Source organism: Stenotrophomonas sp. YJH_SMC_69 (assembly GCF_059370495.1).
Genome location: NZ_JCAFTS010000001.1, coordinates 338,243 through 353,874, shown reverse-complemented (window position 1 = coordinate 353,874; position 15,632 = coordinate 338,243). Strand labels below are relative to the sequence as shown.

The window sequence follows — 15,632 nt, the reverse complement described above, 5'->3', positions numbered from 1 at the left end:
TGCGGGTAATTTCACAGGGTAGCCGCGGGAGCGACGCTGGGGACCGGCCAAAGGTCACGAGCGCATGGCGCGGCTCCGTCTGCATGCCGCTATGCTCTGGCTTCCGCGATCACTGGACTTCATGACCATGGACGAAGCTGCGCTGCTGCAGGCCATCGACGCTTGTGAGTGTCTGTTCCTGGCGGGCATCGGCGAGCCGGAAGCGAATCGTCTGCGCCTGGTCGTCGAGGAAGGCCTGGTGGTCGGAAAGCCCTCCCGTGTGGAGCTCGCTCATGGACGTTCAATCGATGATGCGCGTGCGATAGAGGTGATGCCCCACTCGCAGCGTTTTGAGCTGATCTGGGACCACTACATCAGCTACGCCGTGCACAACGAGTCCTACCAGAGCTGGGACGACGCCGAAACCTGGAGCGGCAACCTGTTCCGCCGCTACAGCCGTTCGAAGTTCCTCGATTATCTGGACCATGCCACCTTTGCCGATGTCAGTTACCCGGGCCCATTCACGCACTATCAGGTGATATGCCAGGAACACGTCATCGACATTGCCGCGTTGCGGCCGCCGAAGGTGCGCCGCATGGATCCCTCGTAGCTGGCTGATGCAGCCCCCATGGGTTGGCTCTACCGGGTTGCGACAGCGCCGGCCGAGCGTGGGCTCGGCTCGACAAAAGCGAAGGCCGGCTTGCGCCGGCCTTGTGCTTCTTACTTCGCCTTGCCCTGGTTGGCCACGGCTTCGGCGGCCTTGCGCGCTGCTTCCGGGTCGCCCAGGTAGCGGAACGACTGCACGGTCAGGTCGTCGTTCAGTTCGAACAGCAGCGGGATGCCGGTCGGGATGTTCAGCTCGAGGATCTCCTCGCGCGAGACATTGTTGAGGTACTTGTACAGCGCGCGCAGCGAGTTGCCGTGGGCGGTGACCAGCACGGTCTTGCCGTCCTTCAGCTGCGGCGCGATGGCGTCGTGCCAGTACGGCAGAACGCGGTCCAGGGTGGTGGCCAGCGACTCGGTGCCCGGCAGCGCGTTGCGGTCCAGACCGGCGTAGCGGCGGTCATGGATCGGGTGGCCCGGATCTTCCAGGTCCATCGGCGGCGGCGGGATGTCGTACGAACGGCGCCAGACCTTGACCTGCTCTTCGCCGTGCTTGGCCGCGGTCTCGGCCTTGTCCAGCCCCTGCAGGCCGCCGTAGTGCCGCTCGTTGAGGCGCCAGGACTTGTTCACCGGCAGCCAGTCCTGCTCCAGCTCGGCCAGCGCACCCTGCAGGGTGTGGATGGCACGCTTGAGCACGGAGGTGTGGGCGACGTCGAACTGCAGGCCTTCCTCGCGCATCAGGCGACCGGCGGCGGCCGCTTCCCGGCGCCCCTGCTCGGTCAGGTCGACATCGACCCAGCCGGTGAAGCGGTTGTCCAGGTTCCACTGGCTCTGGCCATGGCGCAACAGTACGAGTTTACGGGTCACTGCAGGGTCTCCAACGCGAGGAAAGGCAGGCCGCCATTGTAGCCCGGCCGCCGCTCACCGGGCCGTGGCGCCGCCCGTGCGATGCTGTGACCGATGAATACGGTGATCGATCCCGGATGTTGGGAAGGCAGCGTCTCCGCGGCACGCGCGCAGCAGCTCCAGCTGGCCGGCCGCGTGGAGCGCCAGGACCGCCTGCCACGCGACGTCCGTTGGCTGGCCGGGGTGGATGTTGGCTTTGAAGACGACGGCGCCATCACCCGCGCCGCGGCGGTACTGCTGGACGTGGAGACGCTGAAGCCCGTGGCGCAGGAGATCGCGCGCATCCCCACGGTGATGCCCTACATCCCCGGTCTGCTCAGCTTCCGCGAGCTGCCGGCACTGCTGGCCGCGCTGGCGCTGCTGCCGCGCACGCCGGACCTGGTGTTCGTCGATGGCCATGGCATCAGCCATCCGCGCCGGCTGGGCGTGGCCGCGCATCTGGGCGTGGTCACCGACCTGCCCAGCATCGGCGTGGCCAAGTCAAAGCTGGTGGGCCGGTTCGTCGAACCGGGCGCCGAGGCCGGTGCACATGCGCCGCTGCAGGATGGCGACGAACAACTGGGCTGGGTGCTGCGCAGCAAGGTGCGCTGCAAGCCGCTGTTCGTGGCCGGCGGCCATCGGGTCAGTGCCGATACCGCGCTGGACTGGGTGCAGCGCACGCTGCGCGGTTACCGGCTGCCGGAACCGACCCGGCTGGCGGATCGGCTGGCCTCGCGACGCGACGAATGACCGCACCGGGCATTCCCCGGTGCGGCTTTCATTTTCATTCAATGATGCACGTGGCCGCGATGGCCCTGCGCGTCCTCACCGTGGTCGTGGCCTTCATGGCCCTGCTGCGCGCCGCCCTTTGCCGACGCCGGTCCAGCGCAGGCTTCACCACAGTGGTCCGCTTCGATCTGCAGCGTCACGTGTTCGATGCCGAAGTCATCGTGCAGGCGCCCGCCCAGCTCACGGCGCAGCGCATCGGCGTCGGTGCCGTCGCGCATCACGATGTGCGCGGTCAGCGCCGGCGTGCTGGAGGCCAGCGCCCACACATGCAGGTCATGCACGTCCAGCACCGCAGCATGACCGGACAGGCTGTCGCGCACCTTGGCCACGTTCATGCCCTTGGGCACGCCTTCCAGCAGCACGTTGATCGCCTCGCGCATCAGCACGTAGGTGCGCGGCAGTACCCACAGGCCGATCAGCACCGCCAGGATCGGGTCGATCGGCTTCCAGCCGGTCCACTTGATCAACAACGCACCGGCGATCACCGCCACCGAGCCAAGCATGTCCGCCCACACTTCCAGGTAGGCGCCCTTCACGTTCAGGCTCTCGCCGCTGCCGGCCTGCAGCAGGCGCATCGAGATCAGGTTGATGACCAGGCCTGCGGCGGCGATCACCAGCATGCCCGAAGATGCGATCTCCTGCGGTTCGCGGAAACGACCGATCGCCTCCCACAGGATGTAGGCGGCGACCACGAACAGCATGGCGCCGTTGATCATCGCGCCCAGCGCTTCCAGGCGTGCATAGCCGTAGGTGCGGCGCGCGTCCGGCGGGCGCCGGCTCAACCGCACCGCGACCAGCGCAATCATCAGTGCCAGTGCATCGGTGGCCATGTGTGCCGCGTCGGACAGCAGCGCCAGGCTGTTGGTCCAGAACGCGCCCACCACCTCGATGACGAGGAAGGTGGAGGTCAGGCCGAGCGCCCACCACAAGGGTTTCTCGTGGCGGATCTGGGATGGCAGGTGATCGTGGTCGTGGCCCATGGCAACAGCTCCTTTGCGATGCGGTGCAGGCTACGCCGTGCTGGCGGGGGAGACTATTACGGTGTTTATAACATTGCAGCCCAGGCGATCCCTCACCGGGCAAGGCCCGGCGCTACCGGAGCGTGGCCGGCAGCGCCAGGCCTGGCCTGGCGACCGCAGCGGACCGGCGTCCGCGTGCGGTCAGAACCCGAAGCGCAGGCTGGCCCAGTAGGCGCGGCCCGGTTCGTTGTAGGTCGCCGCACCGGCATCGCTGCTGTTGGCCTCGCGGAACAGGCGCTTGTCGGCCAGGTTGTTCACGCCGAAGCCGAAGCTGACGGTCCCGGTCACCCTGTAGCGCGCGCTCACGCCCCAGATGTTGTAGGCACCGCGGTCCTGCAGCGCGATCGAGGGATCGCAGCTGCCGGTGCAGCGCGGATCATTGTTGATGTTGGCGGTGGCCGGTTCCTGCTTGCCGTAGAACGTGCCGGTCAGCAGCACCGACAGCTTGTCGGTGGCCTGCCAGTCCAGCATCGTGTTGACGGTGTACTTCGGGATCACCGACAGCGGCTGGCCGGTGCTCTTGTTCTCGTTTTCCACCATGTAGGTGAAGTTGTTGCTCCATTTCAGGCGGTTGCCCTGCTCGCCCAGCAGCGGGATCACCAGGTTGCCTTCAAGCCCCTGCACGATCGCCTTGGGCGCGTTCTCCCAGCGGAAGATGCGGCCCTTGGAGTCGGCGGTCAGGCCAACCTGGGTGTAGCCGGCCTGGATCTTGTCCTTGTAGTCGTTGTGGAAGTAGGTCAACGAGGCCTGCCAGCCGCTCTGCGGTGCCCACTCGATGCCCAGTTCCTTGTTCAGGCTGGTTTCCGCCTTCAGGTCCGCGTTGCCGCGCATGTAGCAACCGGCACCCAGGCTCGGCAGTGCATTCGGGCAGCCGTTGCCACGGGTGTAGTACAGATAGTCCGGATTGGACTGGTACAGGTTCGGCGCCTTGAACGCGCGGGCGATGCCGCCCTTCACCACCCAGTCGCTGTTGATGCGGAACTGCGCATTGAGGCTGGGGCTGGTGTTGTTGCCGAACTGGCTGTGGTGGTCGAAGCGCAGGCCCGGGGTGACGATCCAGCGCTCACCCAGGTAGATGTTGTCTTCGACGAACACTGCGGTGGTCTGCGCGTCGGCCTTGCCCCGCGCGCGATCGGCCGACAGCCCCGGGATACCGCCGCCGCTGCTGCTGGACTGGCTCATCGAGTACGGGTCGGTCAGGCGGCTGTCCAGGTATTCAAAGCCCAGCGTCCAGATGTTCTCGGCGCTGCCCAGCGAGGTCGGGAAGCTCACTTCGCCATCCAGCTGGTAGTTGCGCAGGCGCGAGGTCGACCAGTCGGTGCCGTTGAAGCTGCCTTCCGGGCCACCGGCCAGGCCTTCATTGATGCGCGAGTTGTTGACCGCTTCCACCGCGGCGGTCACCCGCGAGGTCACGTCGCCCCAGCGGCCGCGATGGGTGATCGCGCCGGTGTTGCGGTACATGCGGTTGGTTTCCGCTTCGCCTTCGGCCAGCGCCGCCAGGTCAACGCCGGTCGAGGTACCGGTAGTGCTGACCGCGCGGTCACCGGCGTAGATGTTGCCCTGGCGGCTGGTGCCGGCTTCGAACTCCACCACCTGGTCGGTGGTGATGTCCCAGCGCAGCAACGCGTTGACGTCGCGGTTCTTGACACCCTCGCGGCCAGCCGGTGGCACCGCGTTCGGGTTGGTGGCGTACTGGCGGTTGAGGTCCAGTGAGTCGGCGTCGGTCTTGTTGAGGTTGCCGTACAGGCGGAACGACAGGGTGTCGGTCATCGGCCCGCTCAGCTGCAGGCCGACGCGCTCGCTGCCGCCTTCGGCGCTGTGCTCGGGCACCAGGCCATACAGGTCGACCGCTCCGGTCAGGTCGCCGGTCGGGCGCTTGGTGATGATGTTGACCACGCCGCCGGACGCACCGGAGCCATAGCGTGCCGCCGCAGGGCCGCGCAGCACTTCGATGCGCTCGATCATTTCCGCCGGCACCCAGTTGGTATCACCGCGGGTATTGCGCTCACCGCTACGGCCCATGCGCACGGCGTCACGCGCACCGATGCGCTTGCCGTCGACCAGGATCAGGGTGTTTTCCGGCCCCATGCCACGCAGGTCGATCTGGCGGTTGTTGCCGTACTGGCCCGAGGCGCTGTTGCCGGTGAGGTTGACGCCCGGCATGGTGCGCAACAGCTCGGCGATGTCGTTGGCCGGCGGGCGCTTGGCGATGTCCTCGGCGGTGATGGTCGAGGTACCCAGTGCCTGGCGGGCAATCTGCGAGGCGGTGACATGCACCGTGTCGATATCGGTGGCATCGGTTTCGGCCTGGGCGGTCAGGGCGCTTCCCGCCAGCAGGGCGGCAACGGCGAGCGCCAGCGGGCGCGGCGAAAGGACAACGGCAGGAGACATGATCTGGACCTTCTGGCAGGGCAACGGGGCCTCTGGCAAAGGGCTTGAGGCAACGACGAGGGGGAGGCGGAGCGTCGCTGCAGTCGCCTGCGGGCCGATCCGTGCGCGCATTCTCCCATCAATGCGAGTGATTCTCAAATGCGTTCACTCATTGCCGCCGCGGCGCCGACGTGCTTTGCGCGCCGTGCAACCCTGCATCGCGCATAAACTGACCGGCCAACCCGCCATCAACCGTGCGCCACCGCGGCCGATACCCGTGGTTTGCCGTACGCAGTCAGAGATCGACGTGGAACCACCCCAACTGGACGATGCCAGCCAACCGCTGGCCGAGGCCTGGCAGCACTGCCTGCAACAGGCCGGCCCTGCCGCCACCGCGCTGCTGCACGCCGCCGCCGCCGATGCCCCGCCGGCGCTGGCCCAACGCTTCTACGAGGTACTGCTGCAGGACGGGCGTGCACGCCGCTTCCTGTCCCACGATCAGGTCAAGCAGCGCCTGCAGCCGGCCATGCAGCGCTGGCTGGTGCAGTTGCTGACCACCAATGCCGACGGTATTGCCGGCGCCGTTGCCTCGCAGCGGGTGATCGGCGATGTGCATGCCCGGGTCGGTATTCCGGTCGACCTGGTCACCCGCGGCGCGCGCGTGCTCAAGCACGAACTGTTCGTGCGCCTGCACGACGACGCGCCCGACAGTGCCACTGCGTTCGCCGCCATCGACTGCCTCAGCGCGATCATGGACATCGCCATGGAAGGCATGACCCTGGCCTATACCAATGCACGCGAGCGCTCGACCCGCGCCGATGCTGCGTACCGGCTGTTCTCGCTGGTGCAGAACGTCGGCACCGAACGCGAACGCCAGCGCGCACTGCTGCTGGACTGGGAGAACGCCCTGCTCTACGCGCTCGCTGGCCACGTACAGGCCAGCGACAGCGCCAGCCTGGCCACTTCCGAGTTCGGCCTGTGGTTCACCCACAAGGGCATCCCCAGCTTCGGCGAGAGCAGCGAGACCCGGCAGGTCGGCCAGCTGATGGCCCGCATCGACAGCAACCTGCAGCGGGCGAGCAACGATGCCCCGGCACAACGACTGGCGGTGCTGCCGGCCATCCGCGAGGACCTGGCCGCCATCCGCACCCTGATGACGCTGCTGTTCGAGCGCATCGGCGAGCTGGATGCCGGCAGCGATGCGCTGACCAACCTGCTCAACCGCCGCTTCCTGCCTACCGTGCTGCGCCGGGAGATCGAGCTGGCCACGCGCAACCGCACGCCGTTCTCGCTGCTGCTGCTCGACCTGGATCACTTCAAGGCGATCAACGACGGCCACGGCCACGACGCCGGGGACCGCGCGCTGCAGCACGTCGCCGGCCTGCTCGGCCAGCTGACCCGCGGCAGTGACTACCTGTTCCGCTATGGCGGCGAGGAGTTCGTGGTGGTGCTGGTCGCGGCCAGCGAATCACAGGCCGCGGTGATCGCCGAAAGCCTGCGGCGGCAGATCGCGCAGTCACCGGTGGCATTGGCCAACGGCCAGGTACTGGCACTGACCGCCAGCATCGGCGTAGCCGGCCATGACGGCCACCCGGACTACGAGCGGCTGATGGCACGGGCCGATGCGGCGATGTACGAGGCCAAGCGCAGCGGCCGCAACCGCGTGGTAGTGGCCAGCGCGGACCTTGAGGAAGCACCGGGACGGCGTGCACTGCAGCGATGACGACAGGACAGGTAGAGTCGACCGCTGGTCGACTATCGCACGCAGCGCGGGATTTTTCGCACGCGGGGCGAAGAGCAGTCGACTGACAGTCGACTCTACCGACAGTCGACTCTACCGGTTCGCCCCCCAGCCGATGCATTGGACGCCACCACCCGCCATGCTGCCCACCACAGCAGCGCCAGTGCCGCGATGCCTGCACCCAGCAGGCACACCGCAGGCCAGCCATGCCGGGCCTGCATCCAGGGCCCGGCAGCCGCACCGGCACCACTGCCCACTGCATAGAACAGCATGTACAACGCCACCAGGCGTCCATGCTGTTCTGCCGGTGCACGCAGCAGCAGCGCCTGGTTCGATACGTGCAGTGCCTGCCCACCGAGGTCGAGCACGATCACGCCCAGCAGCAGCAACGACAGCGACTGCGGCAGGCCCAGCAGCGGCCACCACGCGGCCAGCATCAGCAGCAACGCGCCAAGACTGACCCGACCGGCGAAACCGCGGTCCATCCAGTGCCCGACCCGCGCCGCCATCAAGGCGCCCACTACGCCGGCCAGGCCCAGTGCGCCGATGGCCGCGGTGGACCACTGCAACGGCGGCGCCGACAGCGGCAGCGGCACCGCCGCCCAGAACACGTTGAGGCCAGCAAACAGCAGCAATGCCAGCGGCCCACGCTCGCGCAGCGCGCGGCCCCGGCGCAGCATGCCCAGCATCGAACCCAGCAGTTCGCGCCAGCGCGGTGGTACCGCCGGCACCGGCACCGCCGGCAGACGCCGCCACAGCAGCACGGCCAGGGCCGCCATCAGCGCTGCCGACAGCAGATAGACCGCCCGCCAGCCGACGGTGGCCGCGACCGCGCCCGATACAACGCGCGCCAGCAACAGGCCGATGAACACGCCGCCCTGCACCACGCCCACCAGGCGCCCGCGCTGCTCGGGCGGCGCAAGCGTGGCGGTATAGGCGATCAAGCCCTGGGTCAGCGCGGTGCCCAACAGCCCGGCCAGCAGCATGCCCGACAACAGCCAACCGGCCGTGCGTGCCGCTGCCAGCCACAGCAGGGCCAGCACCAGCGCGATCAACTGCATCCGCAGCAGGCGTCGCCGGTCACCGCGATCGGCGAGCGGCAGCAGGCCCAGCAATGCCAGCACACTGCCGGCCTGGGTTGCCGCCAACACTGCGCCCGCCACGGCACGGTCCAGTGCGAAGGCCTGTGCCAGCCGATCCAGCAGCGGTTGCGCGTAATAGACGTTGGCAACGCTGGCGCCGGCCGCGACCGCGAGCAGGGTCAGCAATGGGCGGGACATCGATGCGCTCATGATGTAGTTGCAATTTGAAACTTGATGCAGGCTATCGTCATTGGTTTTAAACTGCAACCACATACGGAGGCCACAGCATGCACGCCAACAGTCCCTGCCCCGTTGCCCGCAGCGCCGACCTGCTCGGTGATCGCTGGGCACTGCTGGTGATCCGCGATGCCTTCGACGGCGTCACGCGCTTTGGCGACTTCCAGCGCAGCCTCGGCGCGGCGCGCAACATCCTCAGCGATCGCCTGCGCAGGCTGGTCGAGGCCGGCATCCTGCAACTGCAACCGGCCTCCGATGGCTCGGCCTACCAGGAATACGTGCTCACCCACGCCGGCCAGGAACTGTTCCCGCTGCTGGTCGCGCTACGCCAGTGGGGAGAACGCCATCGCTTCAGCGCCGGTGAAGCCCATTCGCAGTTGATCGAATCCAGCACGCGGCGACCACTGCCCTACATGCGGCCACACGGGCGCGACGGTCAGCCGCTGCAGGCCGCCGCCACCCGCGTGCGCAAGCTCAAGGACGACCGGCGCGGCGCCTGGTCCGCCCATTCGCGCACACCACGATCCGGCCGCGCCGGTTAGCATCGGAGGTTTCCGCCGCCGGACGCCGCCGATGCCGCGCTATCGCCCTTTCCTGCTGACCGCCCTGCTGTTGCCGCTGCTGGCCTGCGCCACAGCAACCACGCAGGCCCGCGAGGTTGCCGCGCCCGCCGACCACGTGCAGGCCGATGGCCCCTATGTATTCCGCCAGGGCGACCAGCTGCAGGCCAAGTGGATCTGCGACGACAAGGTCGAGTCGCGCTCGCTGGCCATCAACACGACGGGCACCGATATCGCGCCGCGCTGTGGCTACGAACACACCGTGCACGTGGCCGCGCCGAATGCGGCCTCGGTCTCCGTGCTGCCGGCCGCGCCGCGCATCGTCGCGCTGTCGGACATCCATGGCCAGTACGGGCTGCTGGTGCGCCTGCTGCGTGCCCACCAGGTCATCGACGCGCAGGATCGCTGGGCCCTGGGCAAGGACACGCTGGTCATCGCTGGCGATGTATTCGACCGCGGCCCGCAGGTGACCGAGGCGTTCTGGCTGCTGTACGGCCTGCAGCAGCAGGCCGCCGCCGCCGGTGGCGCAGTGCACTTCGTGCTAGGCAACCACGAAACCATGGTGCTGTACGACGACCTGCGCTACATCAACCCGAAGTACCTGCGCAGCGCCCAGCTGCTGGGCCGCAGCTACCCGCAACTGTATGGCGCCGACTCGGTGATCGGGCAGTGGCTGCGCACCCGCCCGGTGCTGCTGAAGATCGGCGATACCCTGTTCCTGCATGGCGGCATCTCGCCCGAAGCGGTGCAGCTGGCGCTGGACCCGGCACGCACCAATGCGGCCTATCAGGCCTCTCTGGGCCTGCCCAAGGCCGAAGTGAAGGCCGACCCGGCCACCGCACCGCTGTATGACGGCAAGACCAGCCCGATCTGGTACCGCGGCTACTTCGATGGCCGCCTCGACACCGCGGGGGTACAGGCCGTGCTCGACCGCCTGCAGCTCACGCGCATCGTGGTTGGCCATACCTCGATGCCACACGTCAGCAGCTTCCACGGCGACCGCGTGATCGCCATCGACAGCAGCATCAAGAACGGCGAGAACGGCGAACTGCTGTTCATCGAGGATGGCAGGCTCAGCCGCGGCCTGCTGGACGGCTCACGGGTGCCGCTGGCACTGGGTGAGCCGGGCCTGCAGGACTGAATGGCGGGACAGCGCGACGGTGCCGGGAGGTGCCGGCGCGCTCCACCTTCACCCGGTTTGCGGCTACCCTCGGCAGCCGAGAGGCCCGCCCCGTCCACCCGCTGGGCCCGACCGTTACAGGAGCTCCCCGCGCATGCGCGTTCTGATTGCTGAAGACGACCCGGACATCGCCTCCGGCCTGTGCGCCTCGCTGCGCCGGCAGGGGCATGTGGTCGACCACGTCGACAACGGCGCGCACGCCGACGCCGCGCTGGGTTCGACCCAATACGCGCTGCTGGTGCTGGACCTGGGCCTGCCGCAGCTGGATGGCCGCGACGTGCTGCAGCGCCTGCGCCAGCGCGGCGATGGCCTGGCGGTACTGGTGGTGACCGCCCGCGACGGCCTGGCCGAACGCGTGCGCGTGCTCGACCTCGGTGCCGACGACTACCTGGTCAAGCCATTCGCACTGGACGAATTCGAAGCCCGCGTGCGCGCACAGCTGCGCCGCGTGACCAGCAATGGCAACCCGGACCTGCGCATCGGCCGCCTGCGCATCGATCTGGCCGGGCATCGGGTGTGGATCGACGACCAGTCGCTGGAACTGACCGCACGCGAGTTCGGCCTGCTGTCGGCACTGGCGGTACGCGCCGAGCGCATCGTCTCGCGCGCACAGCTGGTGGAGGCGCTGTGCGACTGGGGCCAGGACCTGACCGACAACGGCCTGGACATCGCCCTGCACCGCCTGCGCCGCAAGCTGCAGCCCGGCGGCATGGGCATCCGCACCGTGCGCGGACTGGGCTACATGCTGGAAGACGCGCAGGACGACAGCGCCCCGTGATCAGTGGCCCCCCCAGCCTGCGCCGGCGCCTGCTCGCCTTCCTGGCGTTGCCGATGCTGGGCCTGCTTACCTTCAATACGATCCTGGCCTATTACGTTGCGTTGGATTATTCCAACCGCATCCACGACCGTAACCTGATCGACGACACGCACTCGTTCGCGCAGATGCTGAGCACCATGCCGGTGACCAGCGACCTGTCTCCGCAGGCGCGCTTCCTGATCGAATACGAGCCCGACGGCCATCGCTATTTCAACGTGGACAGCAGCCGCCAGGGGACACTCAGCGGCAATGCGGATTTCAGTGCCTACGCGCCTTCGCAGGAATGCACCGGCGTGGACCCCACCCTGTACGATGGCATTCTCAACGGCCAGCCGGTGCGCATGGCCACCGTCTGCACGCGTGCGATGAACGATCCGCAGGACCAGCTGGCGGTGACGGTGGCCGAAAGCATGGCCGAACGACGCCAGCGCGCGCGCGAGATCCTGATGATCATCATCCCGCTGATGACCATGCTTGCGCTGGGCACCGCCGCGCTGGTCTGGTTCGGGGTGACCCATGGCCTGCGCATCCTGACCCCGCTGAGGACCCGCCTGGCGCAGCGCCGCGGCGAACTGGCACCGATCTCCGATGCCGACGTGCCCGAAGAGATCCAGCCGCTGATCAGCACCATCGACGATCTGTTCGCGCGCCAGGCGGAAATGATCACGCTGCAGAACCGTTTCATCGCCGACGCCGCGCACCAGCTGCGCTCGCCGTTGGCCGGCATGGCCCTGCACGTGGACCAGGCACTGGCACATGGCGACCCGGACACGGTGCGCGAGGCATTGCAGCACATCCGCCGGCTCAACCAGCGCACCGCCCGGGTCAGCACCCAGCTGCTCGCACTGAGCCGGGCGCAGACCGTGCCCGATACCGTGGAGGCACTGGACCTGTGCGAGCTGGTGCCGCAGTGGGTCGGCATGCGCGTGCCCGAAGCGATCCGCGATGGCATCGATCTGGGCTACCGCGGCAGCCCCCACCCGCTGCGCGTGCTCGGCAACGGTGCCCAGCTGCAGGAAGCACTGGACAACCTGATCGACAACGCGCTGCGCTATGCCGGCCGCGATGCGACCGTCACGGTCGGCGTGCATGCGCTGGATGACAATGACGTCGAACTGTACGTGGAGGACAACGGCCCCGGCGTGCCCGAGGACGTGATGCCACGGCTGGGCGAGCGCTTCTTCCGAGCGCCTGGCACCGCAGCCAGCGGCACCGGCCTGGGCCTGGCCATCGCGCACGAAGCGGTGGAGCATTCCGGCGGCCGCCTGACCTTCCTCAACCGCGCCGGTGGGGGCCTGAAGGTCGCCATCACACTGCCGCTGCTGAAGGCCCCCTGACCCGTACCGGGGCGCTGAAAGGCTGGCGAAAATCGCGCTTGCGATCCTGACCATCCCCACTGCCGTCCCGGAGCCGCCAGGTGACCGAATCGCACGACTTCTTCCTCCCCGGTGGCCCGCAGGGCGTGCTGCTGGTCCACGGCCTGACCGGCACCCCGGCGGAAATGCGCATGCTGGGCAAGGGCCTGAACAACGCCGGCTTCACCGTACACGGCGTGCAGTTGCCCGGCCATTGCGGCACCGTGGATGACCTGCTGGCGACCACCTGGGAACAGTGGTACCAGGGCGTGGAAGATGCAGCGGCGAGCCTGCGTGGCAAGGTCGACCAGTTGTTCGTCGGCGGCCTGTCGATGGGCGCAGTACTGGCGCTGGCGCTGGCTGCACGCCGCCCCGAATGGGTGTCCGGCGTCGGCGTGTATGGCGCCACCTTCCGCTACGACGGCTGGAACATTCCCGCCGTGGCCCGCCTGTCGTTCCTGCTGCCGTGGTTCAAGCGCTTCAACATCGGCCGCGACCGCATGTTCATGGAAGAACCGCCCTATGGCCTGCGTGACGAGCGCCTGCGTGCGCAGGTCAGTGCCGCCATGCTGTCCGGCGACAGCGCCGCGGCCGGCCTGCCGGGCAACCCCTGGCACGCGCTGGCCGAGATGCGCGCCCTGAGCAACTGGACCCGCCGCCACCTGCACCAGGTCACCGCACCGTGCCTGGTGATGCACGCCCGCGAAGACGACGTGGCCAGCATGGGCAACGCCGAACTGGTGATGTCGAGGGTCAGCGGCCCAAAGGAACTGGTGGTGCTGGAAGACAGCTACCACATGATCACGATCGACCGCGAACGCCGCGAGGTGATCCGCCGCAGCGCGCGTTTCTTCACCGAAATCGGTGAACGCAGCGGCGTGCTCAAGGCGGTGGCCTGAGATGGGGGCACTCGCCACGCTGCTGTGGCTGGCCAATGTGGTGCTCGATACCGGTGGCCAGCTCGCCTTCAAGGCCGCCGCCAGCGACCCGCAGGATGGCGAAGGACTGCAACGCTGGAAACACATGCTCAGCCGTCCCTGGCTGTGGATCGGCATCGCCTGCTACGTGCTTGAGTTCGTTGCCTGGATCGCGTTCCTGTCGCTGGTGCCGTTGTCCAAGGGCGTGCTGCTGGGCTCGATCAACATCGTCGCGCTGATGATCGCCGGCCGCATCCTGTTCCGCGAAAAGCTCACGCCATTGCGGGTGACCGGCATGCTGCTGGTCACGGCGGGCGTGGCGGTGGTAGGGGCCAGCTCATGAGGCGCCTGTATGTGATCGGCTTTCCCCTGCTGATGGCCTTCGACACGCTGGCCCAGCTGTGCTTCAAGTACGCCGGTGACGCCGCGCTGCCGGTCGAGGCCAACACCGCGTGGCTGCTGCGCGTACTGTCGCAGCCGTGGGTATACGGCGCGGTCCTCGGCTACGTCGGCGCGTTCTTCACCTGGATGAGCCTGCTGCGCCATGCGCCGATCGGCCCGGCGTTCGCGGCCTCGCACCTGGAGGTGATCAGTGTGCTGCTGCTGTCGGCCTGGCTGCTGAAAGAGCCGCTGACCCTGCATCACCTTGTCGGTGCGGTACTGATCGTGGCTGGCATCGTCTGCCTCGGCCGCGCCGAAGCGGATGATCCGCACAGCCCCGCCGACAGCACTTCGTGAGCGGGCTGCGATGAGCCTGTTCGCGCGCGAACTGCCGCCGACCGCTGGCCTGCCGATGCAGGCCAGCGACTTCCTTCCCGGCGGCGGCGACCTGCGCGACATCCTGGCCACCCAGCTCGGCACACCGCCGCTGCAGCTGACCTGTTCCGGCACCCACGCGCTGCTGATCGCACTGCGCACCCTGCGCAAGCGCGCGCCCAAGCGCGATACCGTGATCCTGCCGGCCTATACCTGTCCGCTGGTGCCGATCGCGGTGCACAGCCTCGGCCTGCGCGTGCAGCTGTGCGATACCCGGCGTGGCCATTTCGACTTTGATCCGGCACAGCTCTCGCGCCTGGCCGACGCACGGACGCTGGCGATCCTGCCCACCCACCTCGGCGGGCGCATCGCCGATGTCGAACGGGCCTGCGAGGTCGCACGCGGCGCCGGCGCCTGGGTGATCGAAGATGCCGCACAGGCGTTGGGCGCACGGGTCGGCAACAGCAGCGTGGGCCTGCGTGGCGACATCGGATTCTTCAGCCTGGCCGCCGGCAAGGGGCTGAGCCTGCATGAAGGCGGCCTGCTGGTCAGCCGCGATGACGAGCTGCGCGCCGCGCTGGCCGAACATGCCGCCGAACAGGTACGTTTCAGCCTGCGCTGGGAGCTGCTTCGCAGCGTGCAGCTGCTGGGTCTTGCCGCCTGTTACCGCCCCTCGCTGCTGTCGCTGGTGTACGGCAATCCGCTGCGCAGCGCCCTGCAACGCGGCGATCTGGAAGACGCGGTCGGAGACATTTTCCCGCTGGACATCCCGCAGCACCGGGTCAGCCAGTGGCGGCAGAACGTGGGCGCCCACGCTGCACGGCGGCTGCCTGCGTTCCTGCAGGCCGGGCGCCTGCGCGCACTGCAGCTGCGTGTGCAGCTGGCACAGCTGCCGGCGGTGGAGGTGGTCGATGGCCTGGCCGGCACCGGCGGCACCTGGCCGATGCTGATGCTGCTGCTGCCCAGCCAGCGCGCGCGCGATGCCGCACTGGACGAACTGTGGCCGCGCGGCCTCGGTGCCAGCCGCATGTTCATCCATGCCCTGCCCGACTACGCCTACCTGCGTGGCATCGTGCCGCAGGACGACATGCCGAACGCGCGCGACTTCGCCGCACGCATGCTGACCCTCGGCAACAGCGCCTGGCAGACCCGGGAAGAGACCGCGCAGATCCTGCGGGCGCTGGCCGCTGCGCAGCCCTGAAAGCGCGGTTTTCACGGCATCACGCCCATTCAGCACGCTCGATTCCTGAACACTTTCCCCACCCGGCGGTGCAGGCTTTCAACAGGAAAGGAACGAGAAAGGCTGCCTGCCTACATTGAGCCTGCCCCGGCATCGTGCCGG

Annotated in this window: 15 protein-coding genes; 11 read left to right on the top strand and 4 right to left on the bottom strand. The window is 68.2% G+C overall.

Features of this window, described 5'->3' with window-relative positions; genetic code table 11:
- Nucleotides 1–127 precede the first annotated feature (127 nt).
- Nucleotides 128–589, top strand: coding sequence for a hypothetical protein (locus AC5P8F_RS01700; protein ID WP_234413139.1), 462 nt, complete (start codon nt 128–130; stop codon nt 587–589).
- A 110-nt stretch (nt 590–699) separates the two neighbouring features.
- Here AC5P8F_RS01700 and gpmA read toward each other — a convergent pair whose 3' ends face one another.
- Nucleotides 700–1,449 (bottom strand): 2,3-diphosphoglycerate-dependent phosphoglycerate mutase, encoded by a 750-nt coding sequence (gene gpmA / locus AC5P8F_RS01695; RefSeq protein WP_014036448.1) that lies wholly within the window; start codon nt 1,447–1,449, stop codon nt 700–702.
- A gap of 93 nt (nt 1,450–1,542) precedes the next feature.
- Between gpmA and nfi the strand changes: the two genes are divergently transcribed.
- A complete protein-coding gene (gene nfi, locus AC5P8F_RS01690) occupies nt 1,543–2,217 on the top strand; it encodes a deoxyribonuclease V (protein ID WP_495227571.1) in 675 nt (224 codons plus the stop codon).
- A gap of 38 nt (nt 2,218–2,255) precedes the next feature.
- Here nfi and AC5P8F_RS01685 read toward each other — a convergent pair whose 3' ends face one another.
- Together AC5P8F_RS01685 and AC5P8F_RS01680 are read right to left on the bottom strand one after the other, a co-directional pair.
- The gene (locus tag AC5P8F_RS01685; protein ID WP_014646439.1) at nt 2,256–3,236 is read right to left on the bottom strand and encodes a cation diffusion facilitator family transporter; all 981 of its coding nucleotides are present in this window, start codon (nt 3,234–3,236) and stop codon (nt 2,256–2,258) included.
- A 180-nt stretch (nt 3,237–3,416) separates the two neighbouring features.
- The gene (locus tag AC5P8F_RS01680) at nt 3,417–5,666 is read right to left on the bottom strand and encodes a TonB-dependent siderophore receptor (protein WP_495227570.1); all 2,250 of its coding nucleotides are present in this window, start codon (nt 5,664–5,666) and stop codon (nt 3,417–3,419) included.
- Nucleotides 5,667–5,952: 286 nt separating this feature from the next.
- Here AC5P8F_RS01680 and AC5P8F_RS01675 point away from each other — a divergent pair, with 286 nt between their 5' ends.
- Nucleotides 5,953–7,368 (top strand): GGDEF domain-containing protein, encoded by a 1,416-nt coding sequence (locus AC5P8F_RS01675; protein WP_495227569.1) that lies wholly within the window; start codon nt 5,953–5,955, stop codon nt 7,366–7,368.
- A gap of 95 nt (nt 7,369–7,463) precedes the next feature.
- On the opposite strand, the gene AC5P8F_RS01670 is transcribed toward AC5P8F_RS01675, so the two are convergent.
- Complete coding sequence (locus AC5P8F_RS01670; RefSeq protein WP_495227568.1) at nt 7,464–8,666, bottom strand: MFS transporter; 1,203 nt, start codon at nt 8,664–8,666, stop codon at nt 7,464–7,466.
- 89 nt (nt 8,667–8,755) lie between these two features.
- Between AC5P8F_RS01670 and AC5P8F_RS01665 the strand changes: the two genes are divergently transcribed.
- The 8 genes from AC5P8F_RS01665 to AC5P8F_RS01630 all read left to right on the top strand — a co-directional run bounded on the left by AC5P8F_RS01665 (nt 8,756) and on the right by AC5P8F_RS01630 (nt 15,491).
- On the top strand, nt 8,756–9,247 hold the full coding sequence (locus tag AC5P8F_RS01665) for a winged helix-turn-helix transcriptional regulator (RefSeq protein ID WP_495227567.1): 492 nt from the start codon (nt 8,756–8,758) through the stop codon (nt 9,245–9,247).
- Nucleotides 9,248–9,278: 31 nt separating this feature from the next.
- Nucleotides 9,279–10,406, top strand: a complete 1,128-nt coding sequence (locus AC5P8F_RS01660; protein ID WP_414611938.1) for a metallophosphoesterase — start codon at nt 9,279–9,281, stop codon at nt 10,404–10,406.
- Between the two features lie 133 nt (nt 10,407–10,539).
- Nucleotides 10,540–11,223: a response regulator gene (locus tag AC5P8F_RS01655; protein ID WP_014646433.1), complete on the top strand. Its 684-nt coding sequence runs from the start codon at nt 10,540–10,542 to the stop codon at nt 11,221–11,223.
- Nucleotides 11,220–12,599 (top strand): sensor histidine kinase, encoded by a 1,380-nt coding sequence (locus AC5P8F_RS01650; protein WP_049441505.1) that lies wholly within the window; start codon nt 11,220–11,222, stop codon nt 12,597–12,599. The genes AC5P8F_RS01655 and AC5P8F_RS01650 overlap by 4 nt, the downstream gene beginning before the upstream one ends.
- A gap of 80 nt (nt 12,600–12,679) precedes the next feature.
- Complete coding sequence (locus AC5P8F_RS01645; protein WP_014646431.1) at nt 12,680–13,516, top strand: alpha/beta hydrolase; 837 nt, start codon at nt 12,680–12,682, stop codon at nt 13,514–13,516.
- Between the two features lies 1 nt (nt 13,517).
- The gene (locus AC5P8F_RS01640; RefSeq protein ID WP_414611937.1) at nt 13,518–13,877 is read left to right on the top strand and encodes an EamA family transporter; all 360 of its coding nucleotides are present in this window, start codon (nt 13,518–13,520) and stop codon (nt 13,875–13,877) included.
- The gene (locus AC5P8F_RS01635) at nt 13,874–14,272 is read left to right on the top strand and encodes a DMT family transporter (RefSeq protein WP_049441504.1); all 399 of its coding nucleotides are present in this window, start codon (nt 13,874–13,876) and stop codon (nt 14,270–14,272) included. The genes AC5P8F_RS01640 and AC5P8F_RS01635 overlap by 4 nt, the downstream gene beginning before the upstream one ends.
- A 10-nt stretch (nt 14,273–14,282) precedes the next feature.
- Nucleotides 14,283–15,491: a DegT/DnrJ/EryC1/StrS family aminotransferase gene (locus AC5P8F_RS01630; RefSeq protein WP_014646428.1), complete on the top strand. Its 1,209-nt coding sequence runs from the start codon at nt 14,283–14,285 to the stop codon at nt 15,489–15,491.
- Nucleotides 15,492–15,632: the final 141 nt, after the last annotated feature.

Bases quoted from the DNA above. Each gene is read 5' to 3' on its own strand.
- AC5P8F_RS01700 (WP_234413139.1), top strand. From the start codon at position 128: ATGGACGAAGCTGCGCTGCTGCAGGCCATCGACGCTTGTGAGTGTCTG.
- nfi (WP_495227571.1), top strand. From the start codon at position 1,543: ATGAATACGGTGATCGATCCCGGATGTTGGGAAGGCAGCGTCTCCGCG.
- AC5P8F_RS01685 (WP_014646439.1), bottom strand. From the start codon at position 3,236: ATGGGCCACGACCACGATCACCTGCCATCCCAGATCCGCCACGAGAAA.
- AC5P8F_RS01680 (WP_495227570.1), bottom strand. From the start codon at position 5,666: ATGTCTCCTGCCGTTGTCCTTTCGCCGCGCCCGCTGGCGCTCGCCGTT.
- AC5P8F_RS01670 (WP_495227568.1), bottom strand. From the start codon at position 8,666: ATGTCCCGCCCATTGCTGACCCTGCTCGCGGTCGCGGCCGGCGCCAGC.
- AC5P8F_RS01665 (WP_495227567.1), top strand. From the start codon at position 8,756: ATGCACGCCAACAGTCCCTGCCCCGTTGCCCGCAGCGCCGACCTGCTC.
- AC5P8F_RS01660 (WP_414611938.1), top strand. From the start codon at position 9,279: ATGCCGCGCTATCGCCCTTTCCTGCTGACCGCCCTGCTGTTGCCGCTG.
- AC5P8F_RS01655 (WP_014646433.1), top strand. From the start codon at position 10,540: ATGCGCGTTCTGATTGCTGAAGACGACCCGGACATCGCCTCCGGCCTG.
- AC5P8F_RS01640 (WP_414611937.1), top strand. From the start codon at position 13,518: ATGGGGGCACTCGCCACGCTGCTGTGGCTGGCCAATGTGGTGCTCGAT.
- AC5P8F_RS01635 (WP_049441504.1), top strand. From the start codon at position 13,874: ATGAGGCGCCTGTATGTGATCGGCTTTCCCCTGCTGATGGCCTTCGAC.
- AC5P8F_RS01630 (WP_014646428.1), top strand. From the start codon at position 14,283: ATGAGCCTGTTCGCGCGCGAACTGCCGCCGACCGCTGGCCTGCCGATG.